The 12,417-nt window shown below is 41.1% G+C and carries 22 protein-coding genes and 5 pseudogenes; all 27 read right to left on the bottom strand.

Features of this window, described 5'->3' with window-relative positions:
* Nucleotides 1-242: 242 nt before the first annotated feature.
* Nucleotides 243-332 carry a DUF3265 domain-containing protein gene (locus CIK04_RS13160; RefSeq protein ID WP_128824620.1) on the bottom strand — a complete coding sequence of 30 codons (90 nt, stop codon included), beginning with the start codon at nt 330-332 and terminating at the stop codon, nt 243-245.
* Nucleotides 333-360: 28 nt separating this feature from the next.
* On the bottom strand, nt 361-738 hold the full coding sequence (locus tag CIK04_RS13155) for an RDD family protein (RefSeq protein ID WP_325205714.1): 378 nt from the start codon (nt 736-738) through the stop codon (nt 361-363).
* An 81-nt stretch (nt 739-819) separates the two neighbouring features.
* Nucleotides 820-942 (bottom strand): DUF3265 domain-containing protein, encoded by a 123-nt coding sequence (locus tag CIK04_RS13150; protein ID WP_103175787.1) that lies wholly within the window; start codon nt 940-942, stop codon nt 820-822.
* A gap of 480 nt (nt 943-1,422) precedes the next feature.
* Nucleotides 1,423-1,653, bottom strand: a complete 231-nt coding sequence (locus tag CIK04_RS13145; protein WP_232708702.1) for a hypothetical protein — start codon at nt 1,651-1,653, stop codon at nt 1,423-1,425.
* Nucleotides 1,646-2,629, bottom strand: coding sequence for a GAF domain-containing protein (locus CIK04_RS13140; RefSeq protein WP_097353637.1), 984 nt, complete (start codon nt 2,627-2,629; stop codon nt 1,646-1,648). The genes CIK04_RS13145 and CIK04_RS13140 overlap by 8 nt, the downstream gene beginning before the upstream one ends.
* Before the next feature lie 206 nt (nt 2,630-2,835).
* Complete coding sequence (locus CIK04_RS33295; protein WP_097353638.1) at nt 2,836-3,105, bottom strand: hypothetical protein; 270 nt, start codon at nt 3,103-3,105, stop codon at nt 2,836-2,838.
* 198 nt (nt 3,106-3,303) lie between these two features.
* Nucleotides 3,304-3,735 (bottom strand): hypothetical protein, encoded by a 432-nt coding sequence (locus CIK04_RS13125; RefSeq protein ID WP_097353639.1) that lies wholly within the window; start codon nt 3,733-3,735, stop codon nt 3,304-3,306.
* Nucleotides 3,736-4,407: 672 nt separating this feature from the next.
* Nucleotides 4,408-4,529, bottom strand: a pseudogene (locus tag CIK04_RS35540) (DUF3265 domain-containing protein); the annotation flags it as partial.
* 482 nt (nt 4,530-5,011) lie between these two features.
* Nucleotides 5,012-5,350 carry a GFA family protein gene (locus CIK04_RS13105; protein WP_045595223.1) on the bottom strand — a complete coding sequence of 113 codons (339 nt, stop codon included), beginning with the start codon at nt 5,348-5,350 and terminating at the stop codon, nt 5,012-5,014.
* Between the two features lie 31 nt (nt 5,351-5,381).
* Nucleotides 5,382-5,526: pseudogene (locus tag CIK04_RS13100) on the bottom strand (DUF3265 domain-containing protein).
* Nucleotides 5,489-5,989: a GNAT family N-acetyltransferase gene (locus CIK04_RS13095; protein WP_080992566.1), complete on the bottom strand. Its 501-nt coding sequence runs from the start codon at nt 5,987-5,989 to the stop codon at nt 5,489-5,491. The pseudogene CIK04_RS13100 and the gene CIK04_RS13095 overlap by 38 nt, the downstream one beginning before the upstream one ends.
* A gap of 147 nt (nt 5,990-6,136) precedes the next feature.
* A complete protein-coding gene (locus CIK04_RS13085; RefSeq protein WP_097353640.1) occupies nt 6,137-6,703 on the bottom strand; it encodes a hypothetical protein in 567 nt (188 codons plus the stop codon).
* Between the two features lie 144 nt (nt 6,704-6,847).
* On the bottom strand, nt 6,848-7,465 hold the full coding sequence (locus CIK04_RS13075) for a hypothetical protein (RefSeq protein WP_097353642.1): 618 nt from the start codon (nt 7,463-7,465) through the stop codon (nt 6,848-6,850).
* Nucleotides 7,466-7,606: 141 nt separating this feature from the next.
* Nucleotides 7,607-7,906: a hypothetical protein gene (locus CIK04_RS13070; RefSeq protein ID WP_005526314.1), complete on the bottom strand. Its 300-nt coding sequence runs from the start codon at nt 7,904-7,906 to the stop codon at nt 7,607-7,609.
* Between the two features lie 6 nt (nt 7,907-7,912).
* Nucleotides 7,913-8,044, bottom strand: coding sequence for a DUF3265 domain-containing protein (locus CIK04_RS35535; protein WP_097353643.1), 132 nt, complete (start codon nt 8,042-8,044; stop codon nt 7,913-7,915).
* A 10-nt stretch (nt 8,045-8,054) separates the two neighbouring features.
* The gene (locus tag CIK04_RS13060; RefSeq protein WP_047706151.1) at nt 8,055-8,276 is read right to left on the bottom strand and encodes a VF530 family DNA-binding protein; all 222 of its coding nucleotides are present in this window, start codon (nt 8,274-8,276) and stop codon (nt 8,055-8,057) included.
* A 138-nt stretch (nt 8,277-8,414) separates the two neighbouring features.
* Nucleotides 8,415-8,517 (bottom strand): annotated as a pseudogene (locus CIK04_RS13055) (DUF3265 domain-containing protein).
* 9 nt (nt 8,518-8,526) lie between these two features.
* Entirely contained in the window at nt 8,527-8,922 is a 396-nt protein-coding gene (locus CIK04_RS13050) for a hypothetical protein (RefSeq protein ID WP_128824618.1), read from the bottom strand.
* 152 nt (nt 8,923-9,074) lie between these two features.
* On the bottom strand, nt 9,075-9,470 hold the full coding sequence (locus CIK04_RS13045) for a DUF3465 domain-containing protein (protein ID WP_061897964.1): 396 nt from the start codon (nt 9,468-9,470) through the stop codon (nt 9,075-9,077).
* A gap of 34 nt (nt 9,471-9,504) precedes the next feature.
* Nucleotides 9,505-9,627, bottom strand: a complete 123-nt coding sequence (locus CIK04_RS13040; RefSeq protein ID WP_080721959.1) for a DUF3265 domain-containing protein — start codon at nt 9,625-9,627, stop codon at nt 9,505-9,507.
* Nucleotides 9,628-10,004: 377 nt separating this feature from the next.
* Nucleotides 10,005-10,889, bottom strand: coding sequence for a DUF4238 domain-containing protein (locus CIK04_RS13030; RefSeq protein ID WP_097353646.1), 885 nt, complete (start codon nt 10,887-10,889; stop codon nt 10,005-10,007).
* A gap of 44 nt (nt 10,890-10,933) precedes the next feature.
* Nucleotides 10,934-11,063 (bottom strand): annotated as a pseudogene (locus CIK04_RS13025) (DUF3265 domain-containing protein).
* Nucleotides 11,064-11,188: 125 nt separating this feature from the next.
* On the bottom strand, nt 11,189-11,572 hold the full coding sequence (locus tag CIK04_RS13020; RefSeq protein ID WP_128824617.1) for a hypothetical protein: 384 nt from the start codon (nt 11,570-11,572) through the stop codon (nt 11,189-11,191).
* A 15-nt stretch (nt 11,573-11,587) separates the two neighbouring features.
* Entirely contained in the window at nt 11,588-11,689 is a 102-nt protein-coding gene (locus tag CIK04_RS35530) for a DUF3265 domain-containing protein (protein ID WP_187567832.1), read from the bottom strand.
* Nucleotides 11,690-11,706: 17 nt separating this feature from the next.
* Entirely contained in the window at nt 11,707-12,066 is a 360-nt protein-coding gene (locus tag CIK04_RS13010) for a VOC family protein (RefSeq protein ID WP_017790372.1), read from the bottom strand.
* A complete protein-coding gene (locus tag CIK04_RS35525) occupies nt 12,053-12,253 on the bottom strand; it encodes a DUF3265 domain-containing protein (RefSeq protein WP_097353747.1) in 201 nt (66 codons plus the stop codon). The genes CIK04_RS13010 and CIK04_RS35525 overlap by 14 nt, the downstream gene beginning before the upstream one ends.
* Nucleotides 12,241-12,417: pseudogene (locus CIK04_RS33285) on the bottom strand (DUF6500 family protein); the annotation flags it as partial. The pseudogene CIK04_RS33285 and the gene CIK04_RS35525, both read right to left, overlap by 13 nt.

The raw sequence follows: 12,417 nt of genomic DNA, 5'->3' as shown, positions 1-12,417 counted from the left end.
CAAAATAGGAAATACGCAACGCTGAGTGAGACCGAACCTATTCGAGCCGCCTCGACATCAACATCCATTTGAGTCAAAAGCCAAAGCGACAAAACAAAGATGAAGCCTGTTATTACCAAATCTAGCCAATCGCCAACACACCTACGACCAGGACTTGCCAACAAGTGGTCGCATTGGACAAAAAATCCATTTCTCGAACTCAATTCCCTTTGCCTCTTTCAGATGTAATTTCGATAACTTAGCTAACGCCGCGTTAAGGGGTGAGTGCCGCCTAAACCCAGTTTCTGCAGACCACTTTCACCACAAAAATCACCGCAAACCAAAAATGCCACGCGGCATGAATCCCTCTTTAACGCCTTGTTAGCTAAGTTTTATCACCATTGTGTTCGCCAATTTATCACCTAGCCGCTGTCTCTTTTTACCAAGTATAAATAGGGAGTCAATTGGCCCTAACAATGCACCTAATGCATTTCTGAAGATAGATTGAATGACGTTACAGTCTTGGCCAGTTCTAGCACTTTTTACTGATAAGCCGACTAGCCGCTTACCCATACTCTGACCATTGGGCAAACAGTCACAAAATAGGAAATACGCAACGCTGAGTGAGACCGAACCTATTCGAGCCGCCTCGAAATCAACATCCATTTGAGTCAAAAGCCAAAGCGACAAACAAAAGATGAAGCCTGTTATTACCAAATCTAGCCAATCGCCAACACACCTACGACCAGGACTTGCCAACAAGTGGTCGCATTGGACAAAAAATCCATTTCTCGAACTCAATTCCCTTTGCCTCTTTCAGATGTAATTTCGATAACTTAGCTAACGCTGCGTTAAGGGGTGAGTGCCGCATAAACCAAGCTTCCGCAGACCACTTTCACCACCAAAACCAACCGCAAACCAAAAATGCCACGCGGCATGAATCCCGCTTAAACGCCTTGTTATGTTTAAGACTCGAACGGTTAAGTTTTACGATACCAAGAGCTTAACTCGACTTATCTTTGAAAACCAAAGTTAGAAGCTAAAAAGCTGAATTAACTCATAAATTTGATTGTACTGACATTGAGATTTTAGTGTGAGAAACCGAAAGCTGGTGCTCAAACGTTGAAACTAACATCGCTTCATTCGACTCACAAACGCACTGAACTTTAATGAGGCAACTCTCTGAATTTTTAGCGCCCACGAATTGGAGTCCAGAAAACAGCGACCACTAAACGTAACTTGCCGAAAAGACCAAAATTAGAAAGCTGAGAAAGCAAAGAAAAGATGCAACCAACTGATTTTAAGTGATTAAACATAACGCCGCATTAAGGTGTGAGCAACGCTAACACGAAACAAAACCATACCACCATAAACACAAAACCCAACGATGACATCAAAATGCCAAGCGTTGGGAATCACTCTTAAATGCTTTGTTATGTGGTTTTAACTAGCGTTGTTGGTAGCCAACTTTGAGGACAGTCTGTGAGTTCTAGCCTTAATCATACGACGAAGCCTATCTAAGTCATTATCCAACTCACTCAACATATCCTGAGCATCTGGTTGATAAACGTTATCGGCTGTAGAGTTGTAATATTTAACCTCAACGCTATACCCTTTGTCTGATGTACCTTGGACAACTTGGCCCATGATGACATGAGGGTTTTTTCTACTCATAACTCCCTCCTTCAGTCTTATCTACTAGTGTGTGCTCTGTGTAAGTTTGTATTTTTTCCAAAAGAATTGCTACTAGATTAGCATAAATTTGTAAGAATGATGCATCACGATCTAGATTAAATTGTTCAGCTGCGCTGCTAGTTATCAATAGCACCCCAGAAGGCCTATGATCTGATGAGCTTGAGCCATCTTCGCACGGCACGACAGGAACAGCGATTATGCTTTTGTACGTTTCGTTGTCAGCTTCAGAGTTGTGCTCACTGTCCATACCTTTTGAAATATCTTCATGATATTTAATCGTTTTATGCAAATATGACAATCCAACAACACCAAAACCTGGTTTCCAAACTCGATTTCGGGGTTGTATGCGCTCATCACACATACGCCAGATAGGTATTAGGTCTCCGTCATTGTTTGGACCATAAAGAGCTATATTCCAAAGAACTCCCGATTGAAAATTGAACAATTTTTCACGATAAACTACCAGAGGCCAAATCAAACTGTGTAACATAGCTTGCATTTCTTCAGGTTTAGCTCGCTCACCTTCTTGCTCTATATTTCGGATTTTGCCGATTGCATAACTCAAAGAACTAACAGCAAAACGGGTTGCAGATCTTTGACTTGAAAAGAACTGTGTATCTGCTTGATATAATTTATCCAGTTCAGAAAACTCGTCTCCAATATCTTTTAACGCAGCGTCCTTTTCTTGATACTCACAAAGCATAGTATCCATCGATGAACCACGAAATTGGAGATAGACAATAAAGAAATGAAAGAACGTAACTAATACAACAAGTGACCAGACAAGGTTACTAATGCTTCCATTCTCCTGTTTATAAACCTCCAACAGGTGAGTAACAAAAATGGCAATAAGAACTGGAAGTATCAGCGAGTTCCAGAAAATCACTCCGGCTTGAGCTAGTTTATTTACTCTTGCCAAGTTGGTAATAACGTCAGAGACTTTTTGACTATACATACATTTACGCTATTGAGTTAGAGCAAAAAATATTATCATAATGAAGAAGTTAGAGCACGAGAAACCACATAACGCCGCGTTAAGGGGTGAATGCCGCATAAACCAACCTTCCGCAGACCACTTCACCACCAAAAATCACCGCATACTAAAAATGCCACGCGGCATGAATCCCTCTTGAACGCCTTGTTATGTGTTTGAATTAACAGCTAAAGATTACCTTTTTTGACAACAAAGCGCGATAACTTATGCCCCAATGCGAAACTTACTACCGCTACAGTAACAGTAACTATTATTGAGAAAAGATAGCCAACTGTTGCCGAGACACCAAAACCCCAAACGAAAGAAAATACCAAGCCCAGGAAAGCTTCGTAAGGCCAAACGAGAAGCGGAAAGTGAGATCCGTCCATGATGACGAAAACTAGGGTACTCAAAGATAAAACCGATGATAAGAACCCAATGATATTGTGGCGATTCATACTAGTAATCCACTAGAAACATTTTCCGCAATTCTAATTTTTACTTTTTGATTTAGAAAGATAAATTCCGGAAAGACACATAACGCCGCGTTAAGGGGCGCAGGCACGCACTACAAAGGTGACCGCATCACGCCCTAACCACTAAACAAACCGCAAACCGGAAATGCCACGCGTGCCAAGTCCCTCTTGAACGCTTTGTTAGCTGGCTAACTGCCAACGGTTAAGGTGAAAGAACAACCAACCTTGAACAGAACCAAGCAAACCTACAGAAACACTGATTGGCAAGGCGAAAAACAGAACATACTTTATGATGTCGTTAAAATCTGCGCCATCAAATACACTTCCGGCAGCCAAAGCTTGGTTAGAGATTGTTAACCCAAAAAACACGATGCACACAGTAAAACCGACCCAAAAACCTTCTACTACGTAGGCCTTGGCCGTCACACATTGTTTGGCAAGGTTGTAACTCAGCTTCGTGCTACGCCACGTGACTACTAGAGATATTGGGAATAAATAAGCTGAAAACCATGGGATAGCAATACGCCAATCAGAAACTAAAATTAGACCGACGCATGACCAAAATACGAATACAATTATGCCATTTTGAATGCCAATCAATCTCGGGCTCACTTGTTCTCCTTTGCCAGCTAACGCCCTGTTAAGGTGTGAGTAACGCAATACAGAAGCTCCCGTATACCACCTTAAACACCAAACGCAACGCATAGTGAAAATGCCACGCGTTGCGAATCACTCTTAAACAGTTTGTTATATTAAATATACCTCTGCTTCCTTTGCGTACGTGGAAATAAGCTTTAAAACACTTTCATTCGAGAAATAGAAATTGTGAGTAAAATCACAACCCTCAAAGTAAATAATCCCTAACTGAGGTATTACAAACTTAAACCTATCTTTATCTGGAACTCTGTAATCAGAGGGTAAGAGCGTTTTAAATCGAGCATTATCCGACGTGAACTTCCTGTACGTGATTCTGGTCGAATAACGTCCCTTGTATAAAACCAGATAACATTCATATGAATCACTAAGCAGGCAGACAAACTTATGTAAGCGACTGTTGTATTCATTTTGCATAGAACTCGTCACATCTTGAAGCATTGCCGTCGCTTCGTTAGGCGACAACCAATGGTCAAAAACAGAGACCGATGTGCTTTTGATACATGTATCTTCACCATCATACATACCAACAAGCGCATCATGAAGGTGCTGATATTGATGCTGCAATTCTTTTTGAACTAGCGAGGGTAAGCTTATAAATCGTCTACTCTTCATATTTAACCGTTTAATATAACGCTGCGTTAAGGGGTGAATGCCGCCTAAACCAAGTTTCCGCAGACCACTTTCACCACAAAAATCACCGCAAACCAAAAATGCCACGCGGCATGAATCCCTCTTGAACGCCTTGTTATGCTTAAGCTTCAATGGGTTACGTTTTTCTGGAAACAAGATTAACTCGACTTTGATTAAGAAACAAAAGCCAAAACTTAGAAAACCGAAATGAATCATAGTTTTGATATTCAGGTTAGGAATTTTGGCAGATCTAGTTTGAAGTTTGAAACCTAGAAATGGATTTCTGATTGAGCCAACCGCCCTAACATCGCGCTTACCCGAAAATTGATTGAGGCAACTCTCGGAATTTTTAGCGCCCAAGAATGGATGTCCAGAAAATAGCGCTCACAAAAGCCGGCTTGCCGACAAACACAAAACTGAAAAGCCGAGGGAACAAAGAAAAACCATAAACCACTGATTTTACTTGATTAAGCATAACGCCGCGTTAAGGGGCGCAGGCACGCACTAAAAAAGTAACCGCATCACGCCTTAAACACTAAACTCAACGCAAATTGAAAATGCCACGCGTGCCAAGTCCCTCTTTAACGCTTTGTTAGGCAAATTAGTACGATGCGCCATTGATATTTCTCACTGCAATACCCGACAATACTTCTTCTTCAGCCATTCGCATGTTTATGGCCAAGATTTTATCCAGACATTTGGCTGTAGTTACATAGTGAGTAATGCAACCACAAACTGAACACCGATGAAATTCGACTTCTTTGTCACCCCAACAGTAGAAATCTGTTGGTTTTGTCATGGTGACATCGACTTGTTCCGGAGAAAAGTACGCCCAAGAAGCAGAATAACGTCGACAAATTGAACAATTACACTCACCAACTTCTGTTGGGATTTCACTCAAAATAAGAGTTACATTTTCGCAATGGCATGTCAGTTTCATCTCAAACTCCTTGGATTTGCCTAACGCCCTGTTAAGGGGTGAGCGACGCAATACCGAAGCTGCCGCATACCACCTTAAACACTAAACGCAACGCATAGTGAAAATGCCACGCGTTGCGAATCCCTCTTGAACAGTTTGTTATATGCGTGTTTGAGTCGAGAGAGTAACCAAGTCATCACTATCGTATAAACGCTCTGCGGATTCTTGCATACCAAGCTTACGGAGTAGTTTTTCTGATGCCAAATTTTCTATTACCGCTACACCATAAACCTCAGACACCAAACTCGATTCCAAGGTGAAATTTAACACAGCCTTCGAAGCTTCAAACGCGTACCCTTTACCTTGATATTGAGGTAGTAATGCATACCTAATATCTGAAAAATTCGAGTCAGGAACTAACTCGACGCCAGCATAACCGATTTTTTGAGATGGCTTACTTTTTAGCGCAACAATGAAAGTGCCATAGCCTTTCGACCAGTGAGCCACTTTGCTTGGTACGTAATTCTGAATATACTCCAAGCTAAAAGGCTTTCCACCCGGTAAATATCTTGTTGTTTCAGCGCAAGTCAAAAGCTTCTTATAAATATCAAGATCTTCTGGAGTTACAGGGCTAAGTATTAGTCTTTCAGTCTCGATCATCGAATTATCCATTTCCTCTAGAGCATATAACGCCGCATTAAGGTGTGAGCAACGCTGCCACCTGCCCCAAACCATGGCGCCTTAAACACAAAAACCAACGATGGAATGAAAAATGCCAAGCGTTGGGAATCACTCTTAAATGCTTTGTTAGTAGCGTGCCGATTTCTTACGCCTAAACAAAGAAATGATCTTGTTGAAGTCAACTCCAATACCAGAGATATTAGGCTGTAAAATTAAAGCATCCACTAATGAACCTGAATCACCTGCCTTTATTTCCTGTGCAACTGTAAAATCAGGTAATTCCTTTTTAGCTGCTATATCCGCTACTATTTTCTGAATAACACCAATTACATCAGTAGCTGTTGTACAGACATTTTTTAATGGTACAAGTAGCATATTGTGTTCAGCTGGATCAATGCGACGTTCTGAAAATTCATGTGGATTTCTAGTAGTAATCAAAATTGCTGGCAAAATTTCTTTACCATCGATTCCATTGACACTGTGCCATGACAATACTTCATCGGTGAAATGATGCCCAACAGTACCTTGAAAGACTACAGCATCATTTTTCGATGCGTGATCTGCCAATAGATGAAAATTTTCAAATAAAGCATCACGGATTGGCTCCTGCCAACCATAATCTAATAGATAAATGTAGAAGGATCTTTCCACATTAGCGGGAACTTCTCCCATTGAATGGATCATTAATCCCATTTTTACTCCTAAGCTACTAACGCCCGCTTAAGGGGCAGCCAACGCTACTACTCACTTTCCGCACAAAACCGTAACCACAAAAACCAACGCATGGTAAAAATGCCACGCGTTGGCTGTCCCTCTTGAAGCGTTTGTTAGCAAGCATCAGCGTCCACGGAATTTTCTTAAACTTTCTTTAATTTCAAGTTTAAGATCCAAAATATCCGCCTCAACTTTGATAAGGTTTTGGTGCCGTTCCTCGCCTTCAAAGTGCTCATACGAGTTCACGATACGATTAGATATTCCGTGTATCTGGGCTGTGAAATAACCATAAGTAAATTTAAACGATGTTAGCTCTTTTGGTGTCAACAGAGATTGCACAAAATCAACGCCTACTCTATACCGTTCTTTAGCATCCTCGAAGGCTTTTCGGTATTCTCTTTTTGCTTCAGCATGATCTGGGTAATAAAAAGGTGTATTAACAGGTAAATGCTCATCTTCGTAAACACCTCTATACTTTTCTATAGAGCTAATACATTCCATAGAAACTTGCTCTAATTCCGTCAATGCTTTGAAACGTTCGGAATGACTAAACTGATGCCTCCATGTATACAAAGCTGAGCTTGCAATTATGGCTGTTAGCAAAGTACCTATCCCTGAAACAACCCCAAACACCTTATAAAAAGAATCCAAAGTCGTCGAATTGCTATCTAGGTTCACCCCCAAAATTATTCCGACTGATAGTAAAGCGAAACAGCAAAACCAAATAACTTTATCACTCAACTTTAACTTCCTTTTTGCTTGCTAACGCCCAATTAAGGGGTGAACAACGCTACCACCCAACTCAAAGCATTGTGCCATAAACACTAAATTTGAAGTAGAAGTAAAAATGCCAAGCGTTGTGAATCCCTCTTAAATTGCTTGTTATGTGGAGCTGCTATATTTAGCATTAATAGGTTTTCCATTATTTATGGTAACAATACATAAACCAGGGATAGTATAAAGCTTAAAAAATAGAACCTGACTTATACCGTTCCCTGCTGGTTCAAACTGATAATTGGCTGCTTCGCTGTTTATTTGTTCTAGTGAGCCATTATTTACTATTATATCACTAACCTTTATGCACAATTCCTGTGTTTGAACTTTAAAGTATCCAACTGACCCAACGATTTGGATCATAATAAACATGCTTAACACTAATATAATTTTTAGAGTTTTGTTCATTCTTCTCTATTCCACATAACGCCGCGTTAAGGGGTGAATGCCGCATAAACCAGCTTTCCGCAGACCACTTTCAACACCAAAAACCACCGCATACCAAAAATGCCACGCGGCATGAATCCCACTTAAACGCCTTGTTATGCAAATGTTCTTAACGGCAAAACGTCTCTATATACAAAGCCTCAACCTTGTCTCTCGCCCACTGTGTGCGACGCAAAAACTTAAGAGAAGATTTGATTGATGGATTGCTGTAAAAACAGTTAATTTGAATTTCTCTGTCTAACCCTTCCCAACCATAGTGCTCTTGTAAACGAACAAGGATCTTCTCTAAGGTTAATCCATGTAAAGGGTTGTTTGGTTGCTCTTGGCTCATCGCTTGGATCCTAATAATACCGCTTAGTTTGGTCGCAGTTTACCAGAATGCTGTAGCCAGTTAGCCAATTTATTTTCGCCAATAGCCTAGACCTGAGCACTGGAAAATCGGCTGATTGAATATTTGCATAACGCCCTGTTAAGGGGTGAGCAACGCAATACCGATGCAGCCGCATACCGCCTTAAACACTAAAACCAACGCATAGTAAAAATGCCACGCGTTGCGAATCCCTCTTGAACAGTTTGTTAGGCTATTGACTCTCTGAGGTTCTCACGTACGTCCCATTGAAGGTGACATTTAGCCCGCCACAACCGTTGTCTTTGCTAACTACGAGGGTATCTTGATCTAATAAAATTTGGAGAGTACAGCCGTCAACGTCATAGTCTATTTGATTACCTTTTAACGTTACAACTCCGTCGATTTCTCCAAAATTCACAAGGCCAGAAGAAGAGTCTCCTGCCCAAACTGATGTCCCTGATAGTTCGTATGTGTTCGAACCCACCTTAGTTAAGTCAATAAAGGCAGTGTCGGTATCCACTTGATCATTGTTATACCGCTCATAATGCCCCTGAAAACCAGGAACGACTGCTGCATATGCAAGCGATGAAATAAGCAACATACTTAGAGCTACGCAAACTGTTTTCAAGCTCAAATTCTCCTCAATAGCCTAACGCCCGCCTAAGGGGCTGGCAACGCACTACCACTAAACCCAAACACAACAACCGTAACCACCGCGGCTCAATGGGACTGGAAGCGCCGCGCGTTGACAGTCCCTCTTGAGGCGTTTGTTAGGTGAATTTACTCGTACAGCTGCCCATTGTGTTTCAACCAACCATGCGTATGACGATTTTGAGGGTCTTTATGAGTCCAATGAAGAACTCCACCCTTTTTGTTCCATTCGTATTCACCATAAAACTCAACACTATCGCCAACCTTCAAGTTTGGAACTCTCGGTGCTAAGTCGATGTTATGAGCAACAAGCAATGTTTGTCCGCTACTGAGCTTTAAGATGAATTTTTGATGCCTTGAACCATCGTTGTCGTCAGGTAACACTTTCACTACCTGTCCGAATCCTTGAACCTGTAAATCACTTTGTTGCGATTGATAAGCTTGTTGTAAAACGGCATCATTGGCATGCAAGCCGACCGAAAACAAACTAGTGAAAACGAGCCAAAAAGCTAAAAACAACTTCATAAAACTACCCTTGTTCAATCCACTGACCATTCACCTAACGCTGCGTTAAGGGGTGAATGCCGCCTAAACCAAGTTTCCGCACACCACTTACACCACCAAAACTCACTGCAAACCAAAAATGCCATGCGGCATGAATCCCTCTTGAACGCCTTGTTATGCACGATCCCGATCAACCAAGAAGCCATTAAGAATCTTAGCTATTAGCCAAATAACGGGTATAGAAACTAAGGTCACATTAATACACCAGAACAACCACAACCCAGCTAAGTATCCAAAGTCAATATGACTTCCCGAATGATATTGATGCTGCGGATTGTGTTTCCATGCAGCGTATAAAATCACAAAACCTACAAAGCATCCAAGACAAAAGCTAAGTAAGCTAGCTATTTTGAAAGGTCTCATTTTTCACCTGGTGCATAACGCCCAATTAAGGTGTGAGGCACGCAATACCAATGCTTACGCATACCACCTTAATCACTAAAACCAACGCACACCAAAAATGCCACGCGTGCCGAATCACTCTTAAATTGTTTGTTATGCTGGTCCGTTATGTAGCTGCAGAATTTCTTCTAATACCTTATCAGGGTCACGTCCAGTTATGATGTATTTATTACATTGCGTCCATGTTAAGGAATTTGCTGCACCCCGATGGTTTAAGCTATAGTAGCATCCATCTTTTTCATGGTGTAAGTCATCTAAAACCAAGCATCGTGTTGGACTCAAAGGAAAATTAATAACTGTCCCTTTAGTTTCATAGCCAAAGGTTTCGCAATGCTGGTTAAACTTTGTTACTGGTGTATCACTCGTTACAAATACTGGATTATCACTGACAATAACTGACCAACGTTTTCTCATCAGCAACCTAGCAAGAAAACCCGTTTCCTTAAGTATTGTATCAACAAAAAAATGGTGGTTATTTATGTCACTTACATCGTTAAATTCATTCCAGTCCGAACGATCGATTTCTATAACCTTCCCGTTATTATCAACATAATGAGTTACATTAGGGAGCCCATTACAATCAAACCCTAAACTATAAATTGACTCTTGTAACTCTGTTCGAATTTTTTTGTAGACTGGAAGCATTGAAGGATTTCTGTACACCAGAGTTGCCATAAATAATGATAGTGCTTTTCGATAAGTATCATTATTTAAATCTATGAAGTCATGGGCTATTTGGTTCCAAGCTTTCGATAGGGTACTTTCAATACCCGCTAATTTATCTTCAGTATCCCATGAACGGTCTCCATCTGAATTCTCAGGTGAATATAAGTACTTTGTAGATGCAATATCTCGGATGTTCGACTTAAATGCATCTCCACTTTTCTTTGGGAAACACCATGCCAAATCACCTTTCCCGTCAATGGTGAAAGATTTTAGATAGAATCTAGGAACCCAATGCTGTTTTTTTGGTTTCACTTAGCATACCTCGATGACTAATTCCTGAGCAGCATAACGCCCTGTTAAGGGGTGAGCAACGCAATACTGAAGCCGCTGCATACCACCTTAGACACTAAAACCAACGCATAGTAAAAATGCCACGCGTTGCGAATCCCTCTTGAACAGTTTGTTAAATGCTAACCCACCACGCACACAAAGCCGCTAATAATGGAAATAGCAATTCAACTTTTAACAGCCAAAGTGTACTGATCGGCGTAGTAAGAAAACAGAATAAGACATTGGTTCGACTCAACTTTACACCAATATTTCCGTCGTACCTACATCCAATCGGAGGTCCAAGCTCCAGTGCTTGCCGTTGGAGTTAAGAAGCCTTTTATATCTGCTTCTGAAACTCTATCTGTCGTTGACCCCGTTTTTGCTTGCAACTTTTTATTAATTTCACCGACTAACAGGGGATGTTTCTTAAAGCCTTGCTTTAGGCTTGATAAAAATAGCTTCCAGTTGATGAGGCATAAAGCAATACAAAGAACCCCAACAAGGTGCAGCAGAATTTCCGTAACTTCCATTCCCTCATTTTGGTTGATAGTTACAATACCCAAGTTTATGTCGATAGCATTAAATAAATCAGGGTTGACGATCTCACCATAAATTAAAATGCTCGCTATCGTGTAGATACTTACTGCTAGTTTACTGATGTTCAATTTTCCTCCTAGCATTTAACGCCGCGTTAAGGGGTGAGTGCCGCCTAAACCTAGCTTCCGCAGACCACTTTCACCACCAAAACTCACTGCAAACCAAAAATGCCACGCGGCATGAATCCCACTTTAACGCTTTGTTATGCGCGTGCTTCAGACCAAACAGCAAATTCATTACCACTTGGCTCCACAAAATGAAAACGACAACCTCCAGGAAATTCAAAAATTGGACGGATGATTTCACCGCCATTTTTCACAACTTTATCCAATGTTGCTTCAATGTCTGAACTATAGAAAACTAAAAGTGCGCCACCACTTTCCGTCCGACTAGAACGCTCAGATTTGAAAAAACCACCATCTAAACCTTCATTTGAAAAAGCTGCGTATTCAGGCCCATAGTCAACAAATTCCCAGCCAAAAACCTTTGAAAAGAACGCTTTCGTTGACTCTAAGTCTTTCGCTGCAAACTCTACATAATTGAGCTTTTCATGCTGGTTCATTGTTAACTCCTGTCATTTTTCCAATTAGCGCATAACGCCGCGTTAAGGGGTGAATGCCGCATAAACCAAGTTTCCGCACACCACGTTCACCACAAAAATCACCGCAAACCAAAAATGCCACGCGGCATGAATCCCGCTTAAACGCCTTGTTATGGCTTGGACTTAAGGTGTTCTTTACTTGCCTGATTTAATCATTTCTATGATTTTGTTGGCTTTTTCGAAGTGATCTAGCTGGTGAGTTTGAATCCACCAAGTAGCTGCTTCCATTAACAACTCTGGATCGTCGTTTTATTAGCGAAAATGCATAAATGAAACACCAACATTCTCACCCTTTGTGCGATTTCTTAGCAC

The organism is Vibrio sp. 03_296, assembly GCF_002265885.1.
The sequence above is the reverse complement of the archived record's forward strand: the minus strand, read 5'-3'. Positions and strand labels throughout refer to the sequence as shown.